At 48.2% G+C, this 22,153-nt stretch carries 24 protein-coding genes; 14 read left to right on the top strand and 10 right to left on the bottom strand.

Annotation, left to right across the window (positions count from 1 at the left end):
• The first annotated feature begins 41 nt into the window (after window positions 1-41).
• A complete protein-coding gene (locus tag EV12_RS11090) occupies window positions 42-3,557 on the top strand; it encodes a DNA polymerase III subunit alpha (protein ID WP_036915268.1) in 3,516 nt (1,171 codons plus the stop codon).
• Here the strand turns inward: EV12_RS11090 and EV12_RS11095 are convergent.
• From EV12_RS11095 to ruvA, 3 genes are read right to left on the bottom strand one after another with little or no spacing between them, the layout of a single operon-like run.
• Entirely contained in the window at window positions 3,546-4,031 is a 486-nt protein-coding gene (locus EV12_RS11095) for a PAM68 family protein (protein WP_036915270.1), read from the bottom strand. The genes EV12_RS11090 and EV12_RS11095 overlap by 12 nt on opposite strands.
• 36 nt (window positions 4,032-4,067) lie before the next feature.
• Window positions 4,068-4,337 carry a 30S ribosomal protein S15 gene (gene rpsO, locus EV12_RS11100; RefSeq protein ID WP_011130024.1) on the bottom strand — a complete coding sequence of 90 codons (270 nt, stop codon included), beginning with the start codon at window positions 4,335-4,337 and terminating at the stop codon, window positions 4,068-4,070.
• A gap of 58 nt (window positions 4,338-4,395) precedes the next feature.
• Window positions 4,396-5,073: a Holliday junction branch migration protein RuvA gene (gene ruvA / locus EV12_RS11105; protein ID WP_036915746.1), complete on the bottom strand. Its 678-nt coding sequence runs from the start codon at window positions 5,071-5,073 to the stop codon at window positions 4,396-4,398.
• A gap of 2,057 nt (window positions 5,074-7,130) precedes the next feature.
• On the opposite strand from ruvA, the gene EV12_RS13760 reads away from it, so the two are divergent.
• From EV12_RS13760 to EV12_RS13765, 3 genes are read left to right on the top strand one after another with little or no spacing between them, the layout of a single operon-like run.
• Window positions 7,131-7,352, top strand: coding sequence for a bacteriocin (locus EV12_RS13760; RefSeq protein WP_152562389.1), 222 nt, complete (start codon window positions 7,131-7,133; stop codon window positions 7,350-7,352).
• Window positions 7,353-7,393: 41 nt separating this feature from the next.
• Window positions 7,394-7,639, top strand: coding sequence for a hypothetical protein (locus EV12_RS11110; protein ID WP_036915272.1), 246 nt, complete (start codon window positions 7,394-7,396; stop codon window positions 7,637-7,639).
• A 29-nt stretch (window positions 7,640-7,668) separates the two neighbouring features.
• Complete coding sequence (locus tag EV12_RS13765; RefSeq protein ID WP_152562388.1) at window positions 7,669-7,863, top strand: hypothetical protein; 195 nt, start codon at window positions 7,669-7,671, stop codon at window positions 7,861-7,863.
• Between the two features lie 220 nt (window positions 7,864-8,083).
• On the opposite strand, the gene EV12_RS11115 is transcribed toward EV12_RS13765, so the two are convergent.
• Window positions 8,084-8,998, bottom strand: coding sequence for a DMT family transporter (locus EV12_RS11115; protein WP_036915274.1), 915 nt, complete (start codon window positions 8,996-8,998; stop codon window positions 8,084-8,086).
• A gap of 207 nt (window positions 8,999-9,205) precedes the next feature.
• Here EV12_RS11115 and EV12_RS11120 point away from each other — a divergent pair, with 207 nt between their 5' ends.
• The 4 genes from EV12_RS11120 (at window position 9,206) to EV12_RS11135 (ending at window position 13,211) form a co-directional block, all read left to right on the top strand.
• Complete coding sequence (locus tag EV12_RS11120) at window positions 9,206-10,033, top strand: CsgG/HfaB family protein (protein WP_036915276.1); 828 nt, start codon at window positions 9,206-9,208, stop codon at window positions 10,031-10,033.
• Between the two features lie 185 nt (window positions 10,034-10,218).
• Window positions 10,219-12,273 carry a DNA primase gene (gene dnaG, locus EV12_RS11125; RefSeq protein WP_036915280.1) on the top strand — a complete coding sequence of 685 codons (2,055 nt, stop codon included), beginning with the start codon at window positions 10,219-10,221 and terminating at the stop codon, window positions 12,271-12,273.
• 347 nt (window positions 12,274-12,620) lie between these two features.
• Window positions 12,621-12,875: a hypothetical protein gene (locus EV12_RS11130; RefSeq protein ID WP_036915281.1), complete on the top strand. Its 255-nt coding sequence runs from the start codon at window positions 12,621-12,623 to the stop codon at window positions 12,873-12,875.
• Between the two features lie 39 nt (window positions 12,876-12,914).
• The gene (locus EV12_RS11135; RefSeq protein WP_036915282.1) at window positions 12,915-13,211 is read left to right on the top strand and encodes a hypothetical protein; all 297 of its coding nucleotides are present in this window, start codon (window positions 12,915-12,917) and stop codon (window positions 13,209-13,211) included.
• A 427-nt stretch (window positions 13,212-13,638) separates the two neighbouring features.
• Here EV12_RS11135 and EV12_RS11140 read toward each other — a convergent pair whose 3' ends face one another.
• The gene (locus EV12_RS11140; protein ID WP_036915283.1) at window positions 13,639-14,913 is read right to left on the bottom strand and encodes a Y-family DNA polymerase; all 1,275 of its coding nucleotides are present in this window, start codon (window positions 14,911-14,913) and stop codon (window positions 13,639-13,641) included.
• Window positions 14,914-14,998: 85 nt separating this feature from the next.
• Between EV12_RS11140 and EV12_RS14310 the strand changes: the two genes are divergently transcribed.
• Together EV12_RS14310 and EV12_RS11145 are read left to right on the top strand one after the other, a co-directional pair.
• The gene (locus tag EV12_RS14310) at window positions 14,999-15,151 is read left to right on the top strand and encodes a hypothetical protein (RefSeq protein ID WP_193742222.1); all 153 of its coding nucleotides are present in this window, start codon (window positions 14,999-15,001) and stop codon (window positions 15,149-15,151) included.
• Window positions 15,152-15,278: 127 nt separating this feature from the next.
• Window positions 15,279-15,917 carry a hypothetical protein gene (locus EV12_RS11145; RefSeq protein WP_036915285.1) on the top strand — a complete coding sequence of 213 codons (639 nt, stop codon included), beginning with the start codon at window positions 15,279-15,281 and terminating at the stop codon, window positions 15,915-15,917.
• Window positions 15,918-16,031: 114 nt separating this feature from the next.
• Here the strand turns inward: EV12_RS11145 and EV12_RS11150 are convergent, their stop codons facing one another.
• From EV12_RS11150 to EV12_RS11165, 4 genes are all read right to left on the bottom strand, one after another.
• Window positions 16,032-16,526: a LexA family protein gene (locus EV12_RS11150; protein WP_193742223.1), complete on the bottom strand. Its 495-nt coding sequence runs from the start codon at window positions 16,524-16,526 to the stop codon at window positions 16,032-16,034.
• A gap of 162 nt (window positions 16,527-16,688) precedes the next feature.
• A complete protein-coding gene (locus EV12_RS11155) occupies window positions 16,689-17,027 on the bottom strand; it encodes a cupin domain-containing protein (protein WP_241466606.1) in 339 nt (112 codons plus the stop codon).
• 367 nt (window positions 17,028-17,394) lie between these two features.
• The gene (locus tag EV12_RS11160; protein ID WP_036915287.1) at window positions 17,395-17,655 is read right to left on the bottom strand and encodes a 2TM domain-containing protein; all 261 of its coding nucleotides are present in this window, start codon (window positions 17,653-17,655) and stop codon (window positions 17,395-17,397) included.
• A gap of 375 nt (window positions 17,656-18,030) precedes the next feature.
• Window positions 18,031-18,483 carry a 23S rRNA (pseudouridine(1915)-N(3))-methyltransferase RlmH gene (locus EV12_RS11165; RefSeq protein ID WP_052039587.1) on the bottom strand — a complete coding sequence of 151 codons (453 nt, stop codon included), beginning with the start codon at window positions 18,481-18,483 and terminating at the stop codon, window positions 18,031-18,033.
• A gap of 23 nt (window positions 18,484-18,506) precedes the next feature.
• On the opposite strand from EV12_RS11165, the gene EV12_RS14315 reads away from it, so the two are divergent.
• The 3 genes from EV12_RS14315 (at window position 18,507) to EV12_RS11180 (ending at window position 20,344) form a co-directional block, all read left to right on the top strand.
• Entirely contained in the window at window positions 18,507-18,680 is a 174-nt protein-coding gene (locus EV12_RS14315; protein WP_193742224.1) for a hypothetical protein, read from the top strand.
• A complete protein-coding gene (locus EV12_RS11170) occupies window positions 18,677-18,898 on the top strand; it encodes a hypothetical protein (protein ID WP_036931257.1) in 222 nt (73 codons plus the stop codon). Before EV12_RS14315 ends, EV12_RS11170 begins: the two co-directional genes overlap by 4 nt.
• Before the next feature lie 813 nt (window positions 18,899-19,711).
• Entirely contained in the window at window positions 19,712-20,344 is a 633-nt protein-coding gene (locus tag EV12_RS11180; protein ID WP_036915290.1) for a hypothetical protein, read from the top strand.
• Window positions 20,345-20,893: 549 nt separating this feature from the next.
• On the opposite strand, the gene EV12_RS11185 is transcribed toward EV12_RS11180, so the two are convergent.
• On the bottom strand, window positions 20,894-21,265 hold the full coding sequence (locus EV12_RS11185; RefSeq protein WP_036915291.1) for a DoxX family protein: 372 nt from the start codon (window positions 21,263-21,265) through the stop codon (window positions 20,894-20,896).
• A gap of 532 nt (window positions 21,266-21,797) precedes the next feature.
• Here EV12_RS11185 and EV12_RS11190 point away from each other — a divergent pair.
• On the top strand, window positions 21,798-22,151 hold the full coding sequence (locus tag EV12_RS11190) for a rhodanese-like domain-containing protein (RefSeq protein ID WP_036915749.1): 354 nt from the start codon (window positions 21,798-21,800) through the stop codon (window positions 22,149-22,151).
• The last annotated feature ends 2 nt before the right edge of the window (window positions 22,152-22,153 follow it).

Consider the following 22,153-nt stretch of genomic DNA (forward strand, 5'->3'; position numbering starts at 1 on the left):
TGACTAACCCTGCATCTTGCGCCTCCTCCTAGGCTGGGGGCATGGCATTCGTTCCTCTTCACAACCACAGCGACTACAGCCTTCTGGACGGAGCCACACAGCTCCCCCAGATGGTGAAGCGAGCCAAGGAGCTAGGCATGCCTGCTCTGGCGCTCACCGACCACGGTGTGATGTATGGCGCCATTGAACTGCTGAAGCTTTGCAAGAACGCTGAGATCAAACCGATCATCGGCAATGAGATGTATGTGATCAACGGGTCCATTGAGGATCCGCAACCGAAGAAGGAGCGTCGTTATCACCTGGTGGTGCTTGCAAAAAACGCTGTTGGCTATCGCAATCTTGTGAAACTCACCAGCATTAGCCATCTGCGCGGTATGCGCGGCCGGGGCATCTTTGCCAGGCCATGCATTGATAAAGAACAGCTCAAGGCCTATAGCGAGGGATTAATGGTTGCCACCGCTTGTCTTGGTGGGGAGATCCCCCAGGCCATCTTGCGCGGTCGCACTGATGTAGCAAGGGATGTGGCCCGTTGGTACCAGGAGGTCTTTGGCAAAGACTTCTATCTCGAAGTTCAGGATCACGGCTCGCCGGAAGACCGAATCGTCAATGTAGAGATTGTGAACATCGCCAAGGAGCTAGGGATTGACCTGATTGCGACCAATGACGCCCATTACCTCAGCAAGAACGATGTAGAGGCCCATGACGCCCTGCTTTGTGTGCTTACAGGCAAGTTGATCAGTGATGAGAAGCGTCTGCGCTACACAGGTACTGAATACATCAAGTCTGAACAGGAGATGGGACGGCTGTTCGCCGATCATCTCGAGCCTGATGTGCTGCAAGAGGCTATTGCTAACACAGCAGCCGTTGCCGAAAAGGTTGAGGAATACTCAATCCTCGGTAGTTATCAGATGCCTCGTTTCCCGATTCCTGAAGGACATAGCGCCGTGAGTTACCTACAGGAGGTCTCTGAGCAGGGGCTACGGCAACGGTTGGGACTGGCATCGGCAGATCCAATTGATGACCAGTACGGCGAAAGGCTCACTTATGAGCTGGGTGTGATGGAACAAATGGGCTTTCCCACCTATTTCCTGGTGGTATGGGATTACATCCGCTTTGCACGTGAACAGGGCATTCCAGTAGGACCAGGGAGGGGGTCAGCCGCTGGCTCACTAGTGGCATATGCCCTTGGCATCACCAACATTGACCCTGTTCAAAACGGATTGTTATTTGAGCGATTCCTTAATCCTGAGCGTAAGTCGATGCCTGATATTGACACTGATTTCTGTATTGAACGTCGTGGTGAGGTGATCGACTATGTGACGCGTCGTTATGGCGAAGACAAGGTTGCTCAAATTATCACTTTTAACCGGATGACCTCCAAGGCCGTCTTGAAGGATGTCGCCCGGGTGCTTGATATTCCCTATGGAGATGCCGATCGACTTGCCAAGCTTATTCCCGTAGTAAGGGGAAAACCTACAAAGCTAGCTGCGATGATCGGAAGCGATTCGCCGAATGCTGAATTCCGTGAGAAGTATCAGAACGATCCAGTAGTTACTAAATGGGTCGATATGGCGATGCGCATTGAAGGTACAAATAAAACCTTTGGTGTTCATGCCGCTGGAGTCGTCATTGCTGCTGAGCCCCTGGATGATCTTGTACCCCTTCAGCGTAATAACGATGGACAGGTGATTACTCAATACTTCATGGAGGATGTGGAGTCGATGGGGTTATTAAAGATGGATTTTCTTGGGCTCAAGAATCTCACCATGATTGACAAAACACTTGAGCTTGTTGAAGTCAGCAGTGGAGAGAGAATTGATCCTGACCAATTGCCACCAGAGGATCCTGAAACCTTTGCATTACTTGCAAGAGGAGATCTTGAGGGCATTTTTCAACTTGAATCAAGTGGGATGAGACAGATTGTGCGCGACCTTCGCCCCTCATCTCTTGAAGATATCTCCTCAATTTTAGCTTTGTACAGACCAGGTCCTTTGGATGCCGGATTAATTCCAAAGTTTATCAATCGGAAACATGGGCGAGAGGCAATTGATTTTGCTCATGCTGCCCTTGAACCAATCCTTAAGGAGACTTACGGGATCATGGTTTATCAGGAACAGATCATGAAGATTGCCCAGGATCTTGCTGGTTATTCTCTGGGCGAAGCTGACTTGCTACGGCGTGCAATGGGCAAGAAGAAGGTTTCAGAGATGCAGAAACATCGCAGTATTTTTGTTGAAGGTGCAAGTCGAAGTGGTGTTGATCAGAAGGTCGCCGATGAGCTTTTCGACCAAATGGTTTTATTCGCCGAATATTGCTTCAACAAGAGTCACTCGACGGCTTATGGCGCTGTTACTTATCAAACTGCCTATTTAAAGGCACATTATCCAGTTGCCTATATGGCGTCATTACTGACAGTAAATGCTGGCGCTAGTGACAAGGTGCAGCGCTATATCTCGAATTGCAATGCGATGGGGATTGAAGTGATGCCGCCAGATGTGAATGCTTCTGGGATTGATTTCACCCCTGCTGGTGATCGCATCTTGTTTGGTCTTTCTGCTGTGCGAAATCTTGGCGATGGTGCAATCAGGCAGCTAATTGCCAATCGAGATGGTGATGGCCCCTTTATCTCCCTTGCCGATCTCTGTGATCGTCTGCCCTCCAATGTTCTGAATCGTCGCGGGTTGGAATCTCTTATTCATTGCGGAGCCCTGGATGCCATAGACCCTGAATCGAACCGGGCCCAGTTAATTGCCGACTTGGAGCTTCTAATTAACTGGGCTGCTTCTCGTGCCCGTGATCGACTGAGTGGTCAGGGGAACCTATTTGATCTTGTGGCTGCAGCAGCAGACGAGCAAACTTCTGATGAGCTGAGCACTGCACCCAAGGCAGCACCGGTTCCCGACTACCCACCGACTGAAAAGCTGAGACTTGAAAAAGAGTTGGTTGGTTTCTACCTTTCTGATCACCCTCTCAAGCAGCTCACTGCTCCAGCTCAATTGCTGGCGCCCATTGGTCTTGCCAGCCTTGAGGATCAGCCTGACAAGGCGAAGATCAGTGTAATCACGATGCTGACGGAGATGCGCCAAGTCACAACCCGCAAGGGCGATCGCATGGCAGTTCTCAAGATTGAGGATCTCACCGGTGGTTGCGAAGCCGTGGTGTTCCCCAAGAGCTATGCCCGTCTATCAGATCACCTCATGCTGGAAGCGCGACTGCTCATCTGGGCCTCTGTTGATCGTCGCGACGACCGTACCCAATTAATCATTGATGATTGCCGCGCCATCGATGACCTACGACTGCTGTTGGTGGAGTTAATGCCGGATGAAGCCTGTGACATCACAGTGCAGCACAGGCTTCGGGAATGTTTGCATCAGCATCGCCCAGCCAAGGATGAATTTGGCGTGCGGGTACCCGTGGTGGCAGCGGTTCGTCAGGGACCCCAGGTGCGTTACGTATGCCTAGGTCATCAGTTCTGCGTTCGTGACGCTTCTGCTGCACTCAGTTCACTTCAACAGCAAGCTTTCAAAGCTCGATGCAGCGACCGACTATTTGTCTGATGTTTGTCCTGATTCCTTTGGCTTGATCTCTGATTTTGAGGCTGGTTGATTAGCTTTGATTGAATCGCGCATTCTTCCTATGTTGCGACGAATGTGTTCCAGTCCAAGCAGGCTGCCTGGGGCATCTTCCCAACTAGCAGATAGAACCCCATAACTCAGTCCTATCAGGCCAAAGAGGAAGCAGGCTCCTGAGCTGATCAGCGTGATCAATGGTGAGATATCAGCAATGCCGCGGCTCACAATCAGATAACTAGCGACAAAAACGCCCATCCCTGCAGCAGTAGGCAGACCGGAAGCGAAGATCACGCGCCGCAGCATGCGATTGGCCACCGGCTTTGGAATGGCCTGCTGACTGCTGGAGGTCGCTTTTGCTTTCTTGATCTTTGGCGATTTGGATCCCATTTGCGGCAGGCTTTTGTTGGCCGTTCCGCTCTTTTCTGGCCCGAAAGGCATAGCTTTGCTTCGTTCGGCCATCTGCTTAAGAATTAGAGGGAAATCGCCAAAAGGGATTTAACCGCGGATGCCTAGTTTGGTGATCAGGCCGTTGTAGCGCTGTTCACTTTTTCCGCGTACATAACTGAGCAGGCGCTTGCGACGACCAATCATCTTGAGCAGTCCCTGCCGGGATGAGAAGTCGTGCTTGTTCTCCTGCAGGTGCGAGCTGAGCTTTGTAATCCGCTCGCTAAGCATTGCCACTTGCACTTCCACAGACCCCGTATCGGTGCCATGGGTTTGGTTGGCGTTGATTAGCTGTTGCTTTTCTGTTGTATCGAGCGACATGCTTGGCGTTTTGCCCTAAGAGACCAAAAAAACAATCTAACTCTTTGAGGACCATTGTTTAGGCAGCTTCCTGACTGAGCCAGCGCAGGCATGCTCTCAGCCAGGCGTCAGTGTCGTCGATGGAGGGGACAGGCTCAGGCGCTTCCCTGGCTCCTATTGCAACACCACTGGCCACAGCCCTTATGGCACGGCGTATTTCAAGATCTTCGTAACCAAGGCCCCCGAGGGTGATCTGTAGCTCATGCAGACTTGAATCCTTGAGCTGATGCGAATCGTTGACGTCGTTTTCCACCAGGGACATTCCTGGATCAAGACAACTAAATTCAGCCAACTTTGTGCGTAATTCCACCGCAAGACGTTCGGCTGTGCGTTTGCCTACCCCTTGAGCCTGACAAAGCTTGCGTAGGTCTCCCTGCACAATGGCCTCTACAAGTTCTCCGGTCTGACATTCCTCTAGAAGGGCTAGAGCCATCTGGGGCCCTACTCCGCTAACACCGATCAAGGTACGAAACAAGTCGCGTTCTCGTCGTTCCGGGAAGCCAAACAAGCTGGATCCATCATCACGCTGCACCTGATGGATCCAGAGGATGAATGTGTTTTGCCCGTGCTCCATTTCGCTGAGATGGCGCGGTGCAATCTGAACCTCGTAGCCAACACCAGCACATGCCAGAACGACTCCTTGCCGAGTCCCTTGCTGCCAGGCTTCTACTTTTTGCCCTTGCAGCCAGCCGATCATGAGATTGCTCTTGATGTCATCCATGCTGCCTGATCTGTCCAGCCTCTGCTTGATCGTTCGAAGTCCTGCTCAGAGCTTCTAGAGCTTGTTTTGCTTTTCGTGAGCGGTCTAAAACTCAATTCCTGCAATAGTTATCAGTAGCCTCGCCAATGACTGTCCGCCAGAAACCCTGGCCACTACAGATTGAGTTATTGCAAACGGCTATTACCAGTCCCCTAGATCTTGAGACGGAGCGTTCAGCAGATAGGAGTCGAGTGCATGTTGAAAAGCGAGATAAAAGTCATCTCGGCAAGAATTAGATCTTCTGGGTAATGAGTCCGTGTGACTAGCAGCTACCTGGTGATTCACTGCCTGTAGAAAGTTTGTTTGAATATTATCTAGAGCATTTTCCAACAAGGGTGAGTTGCATTTACCTGTCTATTTATGACCATCTTCAGAAGAGAAAAGCTAACTATCTACTCAAAGAAAAACTAAAACCTGGACACCTCGTTGTCTATACGTTTGACAAGATTAGACCTCATCCACTTACAAAAGCGAGGAGTTCACGAACTCAGCCCTCAGTTAGACAGTCAACAGCAACGGACCTTCTCTAAGGCATATACAATGGATAGATTTTTGCTCAAAGTTTTATTTCTTTCGCCAATCTTTCATGTTTTAATTGTTTGGATGTCTCATCATCCCCTCACGATCCAATCAAAACGGCTACCTATTGACTGACGACATCTATTAATCCTATAGTCGTTCAGGAAAGCAGGGATTCGTGAGTTCCATTCAATACAACAAAGAGACCCATGAAGATTCCGTCTCTTTTAGATACAGGTGACTTCATTACTTCTTCATAGGGTCTAGCATTACAATACCTAGTACAAACACCTAATGACTGACGAAGAAACGAGGAACTCTCAGTACTGGGAAGAAAGATCCGAGGAACTCTCAACTGAACAGTTGAAGGATGTAAGTGGTGGGATTGCCTCAAAGGACATACAACACTCTCTAAAACCCAAGGATGGTTGGAAGGATAAAGAGAAGGATGGGTTTAACTAAAGCATCTTGACTGAACAGATTTGATAGTTAGGACAACCTATTAGATCAATATTTTTCATAATACTATTTGCTTAAACCATTATGACTGACCCCAAAGAATACGAAGGCATCAACGAGGAACTCTCCGTTGAAGAGTCTTAGTGGTGGCTTTGCAGGGAGTAACGAAAATATTTTATTACCAGAAGACAAAAGAGCTGGAAGTAGCGCTAGGCTTATCAAAGGCTAACGCGGACCAGCTGTAGAAAATTTACAGGCGCTATTAAATTCAAACTCTACCGAATTAGATGCAAAATGTATATTCTCCGATAATTGCGAAAAGACTCCCCTCAATAAAGAAAGCTATGACTGACTTCAAAGAAAGCAAAGAAGAAATCAACGAAGAACTCTCAACAGACGAGTTGAAGTGTGTTAGTGGTGGGAGGAGATATGAAAATAGTGATTTTCCATTGGATTTAGATGGAGACTCGTCGTTATTTAAATGTTGACAACCATAATACCCATGTGAACACAGACTTAACCCTCGAGGGTTAGGTGGGGGGAATGTCCTGACCCTCCCTCCAGACACCGAAGGAGGATAATCTATTTGTCTCAAGAGTTAACTGGGTATCAGCTTAACTCTGGAAAGGGTATGAGGAAGCTTCGAGCAGGTGTTCGGTAGGTGAGCTCTACGAACCCATAGAAACCTACGACCTAGGACACTACACCCCTACCCCTTACGGGTTCTATATATCAACACATTATCAGATTCAAGACCTAGAACGTCTCGACATTGATAGACCTCTCGATAATCTCTTTTACTATACTTCCTGTCTTTATATTTCTTATAAAGTGAATGATTATAGGTCTCTATCTTATCTCTACAAACATTTATCTTGTGGTCCTTTACTGACGTTGGGATTTGAGTGACAATCAACACAACAAAGAGACCTATAAAGATTCCATCTCTTTTTGATACAGGTGAGTTCATTACTTCCAGAGGGTTCTATCATTACAATACCTAGTATAAACAACTAATGGCTGAACCCAACGAAGACATCAACGAAGAACTCTCAACAGATGAATTGAAGAGTGTGAGTGGTGGAGTCTCAGGTGTAGGTGTTGAGATCCCAAGAGTAGCTAACAGACAAAAGAAAGGTAGGAATCCTAATGACCCAACAAGTTCTGGTTCTGGGATGACACTAAAAGATTGGAAGAAGAGAAATATAGGAATTGAAATTGGGGAATCAGTGTTTTGAACGACATTGTAATCAGGTAATCCATTAACTTCTCCCTAACCATGACTGAAGCCAACGAGACCAACAAAACAAACGAAGACCTCAATGAGGAACTATCAAGTGATGAGTTGAAGAGTTTTAGTGGTGGAGTATCTGGTGCGGGAATTGAGATTCCAAGAGTAACTAACAGACAAAAGAAAGGTAGGAATCCTAATGACCCAAAAGGTTCTGGTTCTGGGATGTCACTCAAAGATTGGGAGAAGTCAAGTGATGGAACAGTTTCTGGTGGGGAACGTTGGATGACTTGATTTTTCTTTCATTCAGTTTCTAAACCACTATGACTAATCCAAAAGATAACGAGAACGAGGAACTCTCAACCGATGAGTTGAAGGGTGTAAGTGGAGGTTTCCCTGGACCTGTGTCCCAGAAAGGTCCACATGGTGAAGACAGACTTAACCCTCGAGGGTTAGGTGGTGGGAATGTCCTGACCCTCCCTCCAGACACCGAAGGAGGAGAACCTATAACTACTTGAGTCGGAAACACTACGTTCTTCACCTGTTTTAAGACCAGGAAGGGGGTTGAAAGACTCCCTTCCGTCCTGGACTAGCTTCGACATGTTTCAACGTCCTACAACTGACGAGATCTAGTTCTCATCCGGCGCTCCTACGGGTGCCCTTTTAAGGATTTTTTACAGAAATTACCATACGATCATTTACAACTCGATCAACAAGATTGAGGTCGCAATCTTTTTTTCATGTTGATTGCTTTTGGATATTGTCTTGTCTGCTGCTGAAGCTGATGAGTGTTGCTCCTAGTACCATCAGAGCTCCAAGTACGAACCAGCCATCAACGGGTTCAGCAAACAGCAGTACACCCCAGAGAGTTGCGAACAAAACTTGGAAATAGCCAATTGAACCTGCTGTGGCTGCTGGCAAAAGAGTTAATCCCTCGGTAATCCAGATTTGACCAAGTTGGGTAAATAGGCCGATACCCAGTATCCAGAGCCAATCGATTCCAAGTGGCAAGACTCCCTGATTCCCGAGGAAGAGCAGGGCTATTGGTATTGATGTCAATGGAAAGTAGAAAACGATCACGAGTTGATGTTCCTGTTTGGAAAGCTCACGTACGCAGACGTAGGCCAGAGCTGTAAATAGAGCACCTGAAAGTGCAATGAAGACGGATAAAGGGGAGTAACCGGTGAAGCTTGTGCCAAGCCATTCTGGTTTTAAAACCAGGGAGATCCCCAACCAACCGAGAATTACTGCTATGCCAATAAGACGATGGATTCTTTCTCTTAAAAATATCCATGCCGCTAACGCAATAAATGTTGGATAGGTGTATTGCAGAACAGTTGCGGTAGCAAGGGGTAAGGACGCCAGGGCGTCAAATACACAGAACAATGCCGCTGTGCCCAGTAGCCCGCGCAATAACAGCAACCTTTTACGGTGTCCCCAGGGGGAAACCCCAACCCGACTGAGCATGAAACGAGTAATTGCCAGGCTGATCAGAGATCTTGCGAACAAAATTTCTGCGACAGGTAAACGACCACCAAGGTGTTTGACGCAAACGGTCATCAAGCTGAAGGCCAAAGCGGCGAGCAGGAGTGATTTGAACCCACGCCATTGGCTGTTTGTCTGCAGTTGTTTGTTGCCCTGCATTGACATCATTCATCTCATCCGCAGAACTGAGGCAATGGCATAGTCAACAACACAAGAGAAGAGGCCATCCCTGAAAGCCTTTGCAGCAAGGAAAAACCAGCAACAGGATTGAGATCGCCATGACGTTCCAAATTGGTGATAGCAAGTCGCGTTGCTTTACGAGAAGCAACCCACTCTCCTAATTCTTTTTAAATTGCCCGACTGTAGAAATCTCTAATGGATTCAAAAGCCGTGAAACTTTTCTCCTTTGGTGTTGCAGCAGCATTGGCTTCCTTTGTGTTTGTTCCAGTAGCCGCCTGGGCTGGCCCAACGGTTTCTGTGCCTGACTTTAAAAACCAGGTGGGAAGGTTGTCTTGGTGGAGCCCGCGTGTGAGCCGTCAGCTCGCGGATGCTCTCTCCAATGAATTAGCCCTTGCTGGTGGACTAACAGTGGTGGAACGGCAGAATCTCAAGGCCGTCCTCTCTGAGCAAGAGCTTGCCGAGTTGGGGATTGTGCGAAACGACGGAGACGCTGCACGTAGCCGTCAAATGCGTGGCGCCCGCTATTTGATTATGGGGCGTGTGAGTGGCTACGAGGATGGGGTTGAAACAAAGCAATCCGGAAGTGGGATGCGCTTCATGGGTTTTGGAGGCTCGAAGACTGTTTCGGAATCCAAGGCTTATGTTTCCATCGACCTACGGGTGGTGGATTCCTCCACTGGAGAGGTTGTCGGTGCGCGAACAGTAGAGGGGCGTGCGACCAGCACAGCTAAGCAAAAAGGATCCGGCGGATCTTTGGCTCCCTTGGCTGGGCTTGTAGGAGGTGCAACCGGTGCAAGAGGGGCAGGGGCCTATGGCCTTGCGGCTGCAGGCACTTTTAGTTATGAAGAATCATCCAGCGAAAGTAATCGCACTCCCGCATCAAAAGCCATTCGCGCAGCTCTGATTGATGGTGCTGATTATGTGAATTGCCTATTGGTGATTCGTGATGGCTGTTTAGCGTCTTATCAGCAGCAGGAAAGAATTCGTCGCTCTAATACACGTGATGTGCTGCAACTCGATTGATATCGATCAAAGTTTTGTCATTTGGCGTCAGGCTCTGATTGCGTCGTTTGCGTTCCCAATACAGAAAGGACGATTTTGAAAAGATCTTGAGCTCTTATTGATCTAGGCCTTGCTTGTCGTATGGATTAATTTTCTGATCATGTTGTCTTCTCGACCACTCGCGGCGCAACCAGCAAAATAAGGTCATGCCCGTCCCCCGTCTTCACCCGCGCACGATCGAGGCCGTCAAGGAGCGTGCCGACATTGTTGATGTCGTCGGCGAACATGTGGTTCTAAAGAAAAAGGGCCGTGAATTCGTAGGGATCTGTCCGTTCCATGACGACAGCAAACCATCGATGACGGTCTCGCCAGCGAAGCAGTTTTATTACTGCTTTTCTTGTGGAGCTGGTGGAAACTCGATCAAGTTCCTGATGGAGTTTCAGCGCCAGAGTTTTGGTGATGTAGTGCTGGAGCTTGCTCGCAAGTATCAACTTCCTGTTGAGACAGTCGAGGGGCCCCAGCAGGAACGATTACGTCAGCAGCTCTCTCGTCGAGACAAGCTTCATCGTGCGCTTGCATTGGCGGCCGGTTGGTTTCGTGGCCAGCTGCGTACGCCAGTTGGCGCAACTGCGCTGAATTACCTCACTGAGAAGCGGGGCCTTAGTGAAGTCACCCTGGAATCCTTCGAGCTTGGCTATGCCCCTGAGCAATGGGATGGTTTGCTCAAGCACCTCCAGCAGGTGGAAGGTTTATCTGCTGAATTACTGGAAGCCGCTGGGCTTGTTGTGGCGCGCAAGGGGGGAGGAGGTTTTTACGATCGCTTTCGTCATCGTGTGATGGTGCCGATCCGCGACCGCCAGGGACGGGTGATTGGTTTCGGCGGACGCAGTCTTGATGGCTCAGAGCCGAAGTACCTCAACTCTCCTGAGACAGACGTGTTCGAGAAAGGCAAGCATTTGTTTGGACTGGATCGGGCGGCGAATGCCATCCGTAAGGATGACCGGGCTGTGGTAGTCGAAGGATATTTCGATGTCATTGCATTGCATGCCGCAGGTGTCACCAATTCAGTGGCCTCCTTAGGCACTGCTTTGAGTAGTCAGCAGATCACCCAGATCTGCCGTTGCAGCGAAGGGAAACGGATCGTGCTTAATTTCGATGCTGATGGAGCCGGTGTGCGTGCTGCGAACCGGGCCATTGGCGAAGTTGAGCAACTGGCTCTGCAGGGCCAGTTGGAATTACGAGTGCTTCATTTGCCTTCTGGCAAAGACCCCGATGAGTTTCTCAAAGATCATGGTGCTGGCGATTACAGGGCTCTATTAGATCAGTCCCCTCTTTGGCTTGATTGGCAGATTCAACAGGTGTTGGAGGGCCGTGATTTAAGTCAAGCGGATCAGTTTCAGCAGGCAGTGACTGGCCTGGTTGCATTGCTCGGCAAGTTGCCCCAGTCGGCCGTACGGACCCACTACCTGCAACAGGTTGCCGAACGCTTGAGCGGTGGGCAGGGCCGTTTGGCCTTGCAGTTGGAGGAAGATCTGCGCCAGCAAGTGAAAGGGCAGCGCTGGCATGGCCGCTCTAGTCGCCATGAGCAACCTGGCGAGGCCAGTCAACGGGAGCGCAGCGAGGCGGAAATCCTGAGGTTATATCTCCATTGCTCAAATCATCGGGCTGCGATTCGCAGGGAGTTGCGACAGCGAGAGCTGGAGGATTTTGCCTTGCAACATCACCGTTTGCTTTGGGCGGCGATCACTGATTTGGAGGAAACCAATCTTGGTGCAGGACGTTTGGAGGCAATCAGTCGAGGAACTGACTCTGGTCATGATTTGGAGGATATTGAGTTACCACGTCTGCTTACCGATCAGTTGCTCCTGGATAACAGTGCTCTAGTCGCACGTCTTACCCCTTTGTTAGAGCCTGGCGAGGTTCATTTGGCTGCTATGGCTAAGCCACTGCTTCAGCTCCGGGGCACAGCAGCGGCTCTAGAACGCCAGAAATGCCTCAAGCGTTGTCGTCATCTTCTTGAGGCCTGGGGTGGTCAGCGCCTTGAAACCCTTGAGCGTTGTATTGCTGTATTGATTGAAGAAGAGCGACAGCAACCTACTGAATCGGTAGATATGGAAATGCGTATCGAAGCGATGTTCGAGGAGCTCAACAGCGATGCGTTGCGTTTCCAGGAGCTTTATTACAGCGAACGCAAACACATTGGTCACTTAGATCAGCAGCGTTGTGGTGGCTTCTCAGGCCAGGATGTCATTCCGGCTTAGGTCATCAGTCTGTTGATGCGCTTCACAAGCCAATCGGCGATATCCAAGAAACTTGTTGTCGTGATTGACCATCACGATTCCTGCTTGCATCTTCTCGCCCCATCTTGTCTAGCTTTTTAATGCAGCGCTCATCGAGGCTTGATCGTCTACGTTTCAGCCCATTAGCAACAGCTCCGGAGCTCACCTAATCCTTTGTAGAGCTGTCAGATAAGGCATCAAGTTGTGGAGCTTATAGATGAAACTCACTTGTCATTCGAAGCAGATGGTTGTCTCTAAGGAGGTGTACTAAGGCCCTTTAACTGCACCATGGCTCTTTAAACTGATGATCTCTTCTTAAATTTGATGGCATGAGCTTCTACGAAGCGATTTGGCACGGTGAGGGCATTGGTGACGGAGGTGATTTAGAGGAATCTCTCCAGGCTTATGTCGTGGTAAAGCCTGAAGACGGCGACTGGACAGAAGCCTGTGCGAAGGACGGTGCCAATCCTCATGTGGATCACTACTCTTCCTTCGACGCTTATCTTGATAACGCCGATGCAATCGAGACGATTCCGGTAACCCCGGCGATGATTGCAGGAGCTGTTCAACAACTTTCCTCATGAGCGCTGTTTTAATCCGAAGGTTGCTGCAATTAGCATCTGATGAGTGACTTCCCTATTGCCTTTGCTGGTTGCACGCCGGTGAATCATCTCTGGCCTCAGCTTGTTGAGCGGCTAGGAATGGATAAATCAAAACGCGCAGTGCGTCAGGCGCTTGATTTGCAGGGCATGCAAGGTCATGCTGCAACTCTGCCGGTGCTTTTGGTTGAGACTTGCGGGGTGGCATTGGCTAGTACTGAACTACTGCGTCATCAGACCGGCCTCGCTTGTCATGGTGAGCGCATGGTATTGCTGTTGAATCGTCGCGAAGAGGAGGTGCAGCTTCTGCAGCAATTTTAAAATGCATGCACCCCTGATGATTAAATAACAAAACCTCTCTTCTCCATTGTATATCTGTAGACCAGTTATTCTGCATTGAGATTATTTTAATGGCGTTCAGTCACCTTTGCAGACTTTGCGGTAAATCTGTTGGGATTACTGAAGCATTTGCCAAGAGTATTCAGCGAACGGGAGGGTCATCAATAATTTGCTCTACTTGCCTGGCTCATGAATCAACTCACTTGTTGCCTTCTAGGCCATCAGCCAGGCTCTCAGCTGTTCGCCTAATGACCAAGACTTTTTTCATAGTAACTTTTCTATTTATTCTCACTTCTTTCTTCTCTGCATGGCGCATTCTTTATGGATTGGAGATGTGGATGGAACCGAGCAAATCAAATCCAGCCCAATACCCTAACTAATGAGATCTGTTGAAATTCAATTCTAAGTTTCAGGCCAGCACCAACGGCACGTCATTGAGACGAGTTGTGGCCGCGCGGCTGAGTTGATGACGACGCATGCTCCATCCTGGCTGCATGCCACAAACTGCCCAACTCACGGTTCCGCTGCCGTAACGGTGATTGAGTCGGTCGATGGTGTTCATTAGTCGATCGCGGCGATGCTGCTCATCGGCATGAACTGCTACCAGCAGATGTTGTTGCAGATGGTCTGCGCTCTGTAGGTTTTGCATCAGCACCCCGGCTTTGTTTAAGCGGCGATGGGGCCGATAGATTCGCTCTACTAGTGGCAAGGCTGCTGCTAGCAAGATTGCAGTGTCGTTGCTTGGCAGATCCAATTGGATGGTAGCGGCTTGGCTGTAAAACGATGGTGCAAATGGGCTGCTACGTGTGAATACGGTGAGGGCCCCGGCCCGTTGCTGTTGTCGTCGCAGTTTTTCACTGGCGCGCACCACATAGGTTGCGATTGCCTGGCGTAATTCCTCTAGGTTGGCGATTGGTCGGCTAAAACTGCGGCTAACGCAGGTTTCCTGTTTTGATGTTGGGGCTAGGGCTAGAGGAAGGCAGACATGACCTTGTAATTCTCGTTGTAGGCGTATGCCTACAACGCCGCAGCGGGCATGAAGTTTGCTACGTGGCATATCGCGCAATTGCCGGGCATTGGTTACGCCTCTAAGTCGGCACCAGTGGGCTAACTTGCGACCGATGCCCCATACATTTTCGATAGCGACGCTCTCGAGCCATGTATCTGGATCACTAGCGGTGAGTAGATCGAATACTCCAGCGTGAGCCGGTATGGCCTTGGCTAGGTGGTTGGCGAGTTTGGCCTGACCTTTGCTGGCGCCAAGTCCGATCGCTATCGGTAGGCCCAGGTTGCGATGCACCTGGGCCCGTAGTTGACGGGCCCAGGGTTTTAGGTTGTCATCAGAGGGGCCATTGATGTAGGCAAAGGCTTCATCAATGGAGTAGATCTCCAGCTCCTCACAATGGGCTTCCAGCAGGCTCATCAGTCGTTGGCTCATATCGCCGTAGAGGGCGTAGTTGGAGCTGCGCACGACAACGCCAAGTCGCTCCAATTTGTGACGGACCTTGAAATAGGGCGTGCCCATGCTGATACCGAGAGCACGCGCTTCGGAGCTGCGCGCAACAATGCAGCCATCGTTGTTAGAGAGCACGACCAGAGGACGACCGATTAACGAGGCGTCAAGGCTTTGCTCACAGGAGGCATAGAAATTGTTGCCGTCGATCAGGGCCGTGACCCGAGACATGTCGCTGGAGGAAAGCTAGCGAAACCATGCCTCACCCTAGTACAAGCGCACTAGCCTCTGCCTGATAGCGAGATCATGCTTTGCTGTGACAGCCAGTCGCAATGGTTGTCGTCAATGTGGCGAGGAGAATGCCAATGCAGACTTACGGCCAATCATCACTTTGATTGGTTGTTTGGCTGTGTTGGTAGTACTTAGCTGCATCAAGGTTTCCAACCTCAAGCCTGTCGTTGTGGCCTAGAAACCTTTTGGAATAGAGGGTGCTGACTCAATGGCCGGCTAGGCGTAGCTTAATCCCCAACAATGTCTACAAATAAGTCGTCTATGACGTCTTAGCAGGACCTAGCCGCATAGGTTGATTCCATGTTATGAGCAACCGCGTCGGTCGGGTCTTTTGTAAAACCAACAAGACAAAAGGATTTGCAATGGCACCAACTCTAAGCAAGCATCAGCAAAATATTATTCAGAGGATCAATAAGGAAAGTTTTTCTGAATGGCTATCTAGAGGAGACAAGCAAGAGATTAAAGAGCTGATGGAAGAAGTCTGGATCGAATGGCTTTGCAAGGAAGATTATCAGTTCCGCCAACGTTACTATGACCTTCAATCAAAGGGTGATTGCGAATGGCTCAATATCAGAGAAGAAATCTTAGCTGTGTATGGCCATATTGAGTCTCCAGAAGGAGCATCAGAGCTTCAGCAAAAAGCTATTAAAGCCAATGGTATTAAACACTTGCATGATTGGTTTGTATTTGTAGATGAATGTGTTCATGACTATCTAGCAGATCTTGGCTGGTCAAGGGGACCGGAGGAGAAATCCCTGGATTCTTCCCACATCTCTGTTTCTGCTTGGGTTTCCGATCAAGAGGCAAATGAACAACAAGAAAGGCGCCAATGGCTTGGACAGTTGGCCGACACGTTATGGGATCTCAAAGGCTCCTCTCATTGTTATTGGTCTGATCGCATCCTTGCCTTGCGCGATCTGGGTGAACAACAGTCAGCCACTTAATCTATCAAACTTGTCTATCTCCATATAGCGATTTAAAGGCAATATCTTTAAATATTAGCAACAACACTGTTGCTATGCCGGGCAGTCTTATTGATCGTCTTGCCTATTTTGAGACTATTCATGTAGGCATTGTGTTGAGTGGGATATTTGCTGCGCAGGGTTGAGGCTATGAATGGAATGCACTGCCACACCCCAGATTTGCACGTCACCGAAGCGAGCCAGATCCAGCGGTGGGTAATTGGAATGAGCGGCCTCTAGGCGCAGTACACCACGGTGGCGGACAAGTTGCTTGAGCGTGAAGGCACCATCAAGAATCGCCACCACGATGTGACCGGGCCGTGGATCTAGGCCGCGGTCTACAACCAATAGGTCGCCATTGTGGATGCCAACACCTGTCATTGAGTGGCCGCTAACACGCAGGAAGAAGGTGCTAGCCGGATGACGAATCAACTGTTCGTTGAGATCGATGCCGATCTCGATGTAGTCCTCAGCAGGGGAGGGGAAGCCTGCCGCCACGTGCTCACTCGCTAATGGCAGGATCTGCTGCTTCCGCTCGGAGCGCAAATAAAGAAGAGGCTCGCTGAACTCCATCGCGACATCGAATGCCATCCCAATAGTACACCTGTTCCATCAGGACAGTTTTCTGATTTGGCTTGATAGGGGCGTGCCCGCAGGCGGTAGCAACCTCTTTACAAGATTGCTTGTGCTTGATCGAGTGCTGTGTTGCACCTGCCACCTTTTACGTTTTAAGCGCTGCCTAAGGAGCCTTTATCAAAGTGCTTTCGCATTCACCTGAACAGTCATAGGAAGATGCTTACTGCCGGCATAAAAAACAAGAACAACAGCGTCTTTTGGGCCAAGACTTTTGCCTGTATGAACTGTATTCACTGTCTCAATCAGCGCAGCCCCCTGATTGAAAAGGCGTGTCGTTCCATCTTGAAGGCTTAACTGAAGCTTGCCTTGGAGGATCACTCCTGCACTGATGACTGGGTGGGTATGCAATGGCAGGGTGACTCCGGCGGGAATCGTGATCTTAAGAACTGTAATCTCAGCGTTGCTGGTTGGGTAATGCGGAAGCAAATCCCCATCCCATTGCTTGGTACTTTGCACAAGTGTTTCAATCTTAATTCCAAGATCCTTGCTATATTTAGCATTATCATGTGCATTTAAGGCCGTTGATGAAATGGTCGAAATCGCAATAATTGCTAGTGGTGCAAGCAATAGTCTTTGCATGGTCATTTGACAACGTATTGAAGAAAGCAAGCTAGAAGCTTAGTTCAACCGTCTTCCTTAACAGAATACCCTTGACAGCCATTAATGTGACTGAACAAGATTCAAGCTTTAGCAATATTTAAACCCTAAACTTATGCCTTAATACTCCTAAAATAGCAATTGCTTACATCTCGCCTGACAAGCATGAATTCAATTAACTTAGACTTTCTTACAATGGAGGCGTATGCAATATTTCCAACTTAAGTCAACTGCGACGCATCTCAGCCTCGATCTCTTCTGTGCTGAAGTCTCTCTCTGGATGAGCAAGCTTCCAAGACTGAACAGCAAGAGAGATGCCCCATCCCAAAATAGGCCAGATGGGCCAGAAGTAGCCCATACCAGTGACCAACCAAATCACTATCAGAGCAAGGTTCACAGTGAGGTAGGTCTGAACCTGTCTCCTCAGCATCCTTTTCTTCCTGAGTTGTGATAGCGCTTTTTTGCGCAAAACTTCATCATCAGGCATATCCAAAAGGCCTCGATTGATCAGCTTGCGGACAATAAGCAGTTTAAAGGCAACTGTGATCTCAGTCAGCTGATAGTTATTATTAGTGATATGAGCTTAATCAGCATCCTATTTTAAGGTTCGAGCATTGATTGCTTAACTAAGAAGTAACAGTTGCCCAGGTTAGTAACTCATAAAGACTAGGAGGATGGCTGAATTACATTCTGCAGAAAGTGTTCTGGCAAATGTTGTTGAAGAAGGCTGACTTTTGAGCATCATCATTGCCTTGACCTGATTTCCTTTTCAGTGTGCTCAAGCGTTATCGCATTGATCGAATGCAGATGTTTTATCAGTGATCGCAATTCAGATCTGTTGAATCGTTAGCTCCTGTGGTATTTAGCTCCTGTGGTATTTACCTCCTTGCAGGATGGTCTGTGCTCGGTAGAGCTGCTCCACAAGCAACAGGCGAGCAAGTTCATGGGGAAACGTAAGCGGAGACAAGCTGAGTTGCCAGTGGGCTGAGTTTTTCAGCTCTGCTGATAGGCCATCAGCGCCACCAATCACAAAGGCAAGACGTTGAGAGCCATATTTTTCAAGGCGTTTAGCAAAGGACACTGAGGCCAGCGCTTCCCCTTCTTCGCTGAGAGCAACCAGCGTTTCATTGCTATTAAGTGCGGCACGGATCGCTTCCGCTTCTCGCTGCAGAGATGCATCACGAACCTCTGTGATCATCAAGCCTGGTAGGCGTTTTTGATATATCGCTAGGCCGTCTTGGATCCAGCCTTTGCGTACCTTGCCAACGGCGATAATTCTAAAGGCACAGTTTCTCAAGAAGCACTGCAGCAACATCCCTCTCCATGATGCTCGCTTAGATGCACTGTTCAACAGATCCCCAGAAGAGAATTTTGATTGAAGTCCTGCAGGCGGAATACCGCAGAGCGAAGCAGCGCATAGAAGGCAGGCAATGGCGGGATCGATTAAGACAGGTCATAACAGCATCCAATGGTTTGCTAACACGTCAATATCGTCAACGAGGAGAAGGGTGAGAAAGCTCTGGGTGCAGTGGCAGGAGCTCTATGCGAGGGAGTGGTCACAATGGTTGGCCTGGCCTTTATTTGCACTTGGGATCTGGGGGATGCTCGCCGGAGGCAGCACTGGCTGGTTTTTGCCTAGTTTTTTATTGTGGTGGGTCGCTTGTGATCACATCGTGCCTCCCTGGAGGAGATGGCGAAAGAAGCAACTGGCAAAGAAGGAAAGGAAGTAGACAGCCACATCAATCACTCTCCGTTCGCCAGCGATCTATTCCCTGGAGTTAGAAATCTATGAGCAAGCTCACACTTGCGTTTGAGCCAGATCACCTCCTGAGCGAGTGATCAGCGAGAAGCTAACTGCATCGAAGGCAAACAACCTTCTCCACCAGAGTAAATCAATGACCATTGAACGCCACGATCAAGAACTAAGCCTTGATCAACTTGGAGCCATCTCTGCTGGTATCCGTGTTGGCTTTATCGTTGGACCTGTTAGCACTCAAGGCAACGCTAGAAGGCCAATTTGGGTTAGGCCAACTAGATTGGATGTCGGGCCTATTAGCACTCCACGCCGCAATTTTATTTAAATGAGACAACACTACGCGGGGGATTGAAAAGACTAAGAGAACAACTGCAGCGAGTTACGCTGCAGTTGTTTGGGCTTTGTAGTAGCAGTTAAAGATGAATCGAATGATCAACTAATCTTGAACAGTTGAATGCCTGAGAACAATGCTTCGACCTTTTCCTGGCACTTAAAGCTTCTACTTAAGAAGAAAGCAAAGCTAAGAGCCGAGCGGCGATAGAGATCAAGCTCAAAGATATTGTTCTCGACAACAGATTAATTGTAGAGGTTAGTAAGCTTGGGACAAACATTCGATAGGGTTGATATTCATGACAGCAATAGCAACCTTTTATCTTACATTTCTATAAAAGGTGATAGTAATAGGCCTAAGTGATAGCGTGAATTGCTAGGCTATAATCCCTAGGCTTCACCTTTTACAGGTCGAGGTACAGGCGCTCTAATCTATTGACAAGTTAAAATCGACCTTATGACAGCTAACGGCAACAAACAAGAGGACTACCTAGACGAACACTTCAGTCTTAGTCAACAACAATTGATCTCATATAAGGTTTTCTGGGTTGATAGTTGGCTAAATCACTGTTGGGAAGATGTGCAGGGAAGGATAAGTAGACTTGACCTTCCTTCTGTTGGCAGAGCCTATAAATCACCCCCTCCAGCACAACTATTGCTTTTGTCGAACGGCCAGAAAATAGAATTTTTCGACCGAAATAAAGACTACCTCTTGAGGTCTATTCTTGAGGATAGCAAAGGAGATATAGGCGCTAGTGGTTTCAATAAGCAGTGGCTTTCTGAAAACTCTAATAATAAGGAATTGGAAGAGATTGCAAAGCAATGGGATGCTTTTCTAGAAGAAGAGTGTGATCACGTGATTGAAGCTCAGAAAAGTGAGAGCATCAGACTAATCACATCCTCATTGCCTGTAACAGTAAGAAATTTAGAGTTTGCCAAGCAAGAAAAAGAACAACACTGGGATTGGGAAATAAGCAACGGATTCATCATGCTGACTTGTAGCGAAGATGACTTCAATAACACGCTTAAGCCTTATTTGGAGAGTGGTCAGGCAGACTACCTGGATTCTAATTCAGGTCCTTTATCTTAGGTTGATTTGACTGATCTGGAAAACCAAACCAATAGCATTAGTATTTATCATGATATCAAGTCAATAACAAAGGAGCGATCAAAACCGCGAAGCATTTTCTAAATGCCTAAAAGAGTGGTTAAAATTGAAGATCTTCATGCCAAAATAAGGAGTGGATCAACAATGAATGGAGTGGCATATGGGTTAAGCATGTAGTCGTAGCATTAGAATAAGCCTTTTAAATGAAGAAAACAGATCCCAATAGCTAAATTAGATAGAAACAAGATTCATCTAGAAAAAATTCATGTTAATAGTGCTTAAACTTGTTGGTGTCGAGTTGATCTTGAGGCAGACCAAACAGCATTAAAATCCAATTAGCTTGTCAAGTCTGGCAAGGCTGGAACTATTAATAAGGCAGGCTGATGTTGTCTTTAAAGCTATTGGATAATTGCCATTCAACAAAATTCTACTAGCATTGATGTTACCTTGCCAGACAAAGAAGAATTATGGCTATGAATAATAGATGAACAATAGAGAACACCTATTCTTTACTATTTATCGCCAACCTTCTCATTCGATAAATTTTGGCCTGGTCAAGGCAAGAGTAAGGCCACCAATCAATCCAAGATTCATAAATAGTGCTTTAGGCTGGAAGGGGAATGCGTGGAAGATGATTGTTGTAGGCACAAGAAAAATGAGTAATAGTGATGCTCCAAGTTTTTGATTCTTGCCAAATACAAGAAGTACTGATCCAACAACGAGGCAGGCAATTGCTGCCAACAACAAGAAGGGTGCCAGTGGAGCTGGGATCCCTTGGCCTGATATTGCTTCAACTACTGATGAGAACTTGGTAATCTTTGAAGGTACTGCGACAACAAAAACAGCGGTCAAACAAAGCCTGCCGATGAAATCAACTGACTTCCATACATGTGGTTGATGCATTGTTCTGATTGGTTCTCTGCCAATTATCAACGAATGATGTTGTGCAGGCCCAAATGGTCTTGATTCCTTACCAAAATGGCATTGATAAAAGCAATCCTGATGGATTGATAGCTATCTGCAATGAAGATAAGCGAGTCCAATCTTGAGGGCGCTACTGGTTTCGATCAGCCAAAGCGTTTGGTCATCAGAGCCAGCCAAAGCTTTGATGAAGCACCCACTAGATCCATTGTCTGCTCTTGCCATGGTCTGATAGCAGCAATAGGGCTGGAAGGAGTATTCTCAGCAGAACTATGCATAACCTACAGGCTGTCAAGAGGCACAGTACTGTCATGAATATCATCTTCATTGACTTGACCGTGAGACATTCAGGTGATTACCTCTAAGTATTAGCCATGATCTCTGGGGCAAGCCTTGGTACGGCTGATTCATAGTCATTGCGTTACATCAAAATGCAATGCAGGATCATCCGTACCAATGGCGATCAAGGTGGATCGTGACGAACAAAGCTCACATCGAAAGCCAATCATTAACGATGAATCAGCCCACTCCAACCCCTATTTCTGCAAAGGATCTGCATCGCTGGCTGAGCAACTCGTCCTCTCTGCCAATCTGTGTGGATGTGAGAGAAGACCAGGAGCTTGAGTTAGCCCGATTCCCAGCAGATGTATTGCATTTGCCGCTGAGCCGATCTTCTGATTGGATGGAAACTCTGCCTCAACTATTACCAAATGACCGGCCTGTCGTCGTGATTTGCCATGCTGGCATACGCAGTTGGAACTTCGGGAGCTGGCTTTTAGAGCAGGATAATGGTTATCAGGTCTGGAATCTAGAAGGCGGAATCGACGCTTGGAGCATCAATGTCGACTCAAGCGTGCCCCGCTATTAAGC

Source organism: Prochlorococcus sp. MIT 0701, assembly GCF_000760295.1.
Lineage (GTDB): Bacteria > Cyanobacteriota > Cyanobacteriia > PCC-6307 > Cyanobiaceae > Prochlorococcus.

Coding starts and splice junctions, on each gene's coding strand:
- EV12_RS11090 (WP_036915268.1), top strand. CDS start 42: ATGGCATTCGTTCCTCTTCACAACCACAGCGACTACAGCCTTCTGGAC.
- EV12_RS11095 (WP_036915270.1), bottom strand. CDS start 4,031: ATGGCCGAACGAAGCAAAGCTATGCCTTTCGGGCCAGAAAAGAGCGGA.
- rpsO (WP_011130024.1), bottom strand. CDS start 4,337: ATGTCGCTCGATACAACAGAAAAGCAACAGCTAATCAACGCCAACCAA.
- ruvA (WP_036915746.1), bottom strand. CDS start 5,073: ATGATCGGCTGGCTGCAAGGGCAAAAAGTAGAAGCCTGGCAGCAAGGG.
- EV12_RS13760 (WP_152562389.1), top strand. CDS start 7,131: ATGGCTGAACCCAACGAAGACATCAACGAAGAACTCTCAACAGATGAA.
- EV12_RS11110 (WP_036915272.1), top strand. CDS start 7,394: ATGACTGAAGCCAACGAGACCAACAAAACAAACGAAGACCTCAATGAG.
- EV12_RS13765 (WP_152562388.1), top strand. CDS start 7,669: ATGACTAATCCAAAAGATAACGAGAACGAGGAACTCTCAACCGATGAG.
- EV12_RS11115 (WP_036915274.1), bottom strand. CDS start 8,998: ATGATGTCAATGCAGGGCAACAAACAACTGCAGACAAACAGCCAATGG.
- EV12_RS11120 (WP_036915276.1), top strand. CDS start 9,206: ATGGATTCAAAAGCCGTGAAACTTTTCTCCTTTGGTGTTGCAGCAGCA.
- dnaG (WP_036915280.1), top strand. CDS start 10,219: ATGCCCGTCCCCCGTCTTCACCCGCGCACGATCGAGGCCGTCAAGGAG.
- EV12_RS11130 (WP_036915281.1), top strand. CDS start 12,621: ATGAGCTTCTACGAAGCGATTTGGCACGGTGAGGGCATTGGTGACGGA.
- EV12_RS11135 (WP_036915282.1), top strand. CDS start 12,915: ATGAGTGACTTCCCTATTGCCTTTGCTGGTTGCACGCCGGTGAATCAT.
- EV12_RS11140 (WP_036915283.1), bottom strand. CDS start 14,913: ATGTCTCGGGTCACGGCCCTGATCGACGGCAACAATTTCTATGCCTCC.
- EV12_RS11145 (WP_036915285.1), top strand. CDS start 15,279: ATGAGCAACCGCGTCGGTCGGGTCTTTTGTAAAACCAACAAGACAAAA.
- EV12_RS11150 (WP_193742223.1), bottom strand. CDS start 16,526: ATGGCATTCGATGTCGCGATGGAGTTCAGCGAGCCTCTTCTTTATTTG.
- EV12_RS11160 (WP_036915287.1), bottom strand. CDS start 17,655: ATGCCTGATGATGAAGTTTTGCGCAAAAAAGCGCTATCACAACTCAGG.
- EV12_RS11165 (WP_052039587.1), bottom strand. CDS start 18,483: ATGTTGCTGCAGTGCTTCTTGAGAAACTGTGCCTTTAGAATTATCGCC.
- EV12_RS14315 (WP_193742224.1), top strand. CDS start 18,507: ATGCACTGTTCAACAGATCCCCAGAAGAGAATTTTGATTGAAGTCCTG.
- EV12_RS11180 (WP_036915290.1), top strand. CDS start 19,712: ATGACAGCTAACGGCAACAAACAAGAGGACTACCTAGACGAACACTTC.
- EV12_RS11185 (WP_036915291.1), bottom strand. CDS start 21,265: ATGCATCAACCACATGTATGGAAGTCAGTTGATTTCATCGGCAGGCTT.
- EV12_RS11190 (WP_036915749.1), top strand. CDS start 21,798: ATGAATCAGCCCACTCCAACCCCTATTTCTGCAAAGGATCTGCATCGC.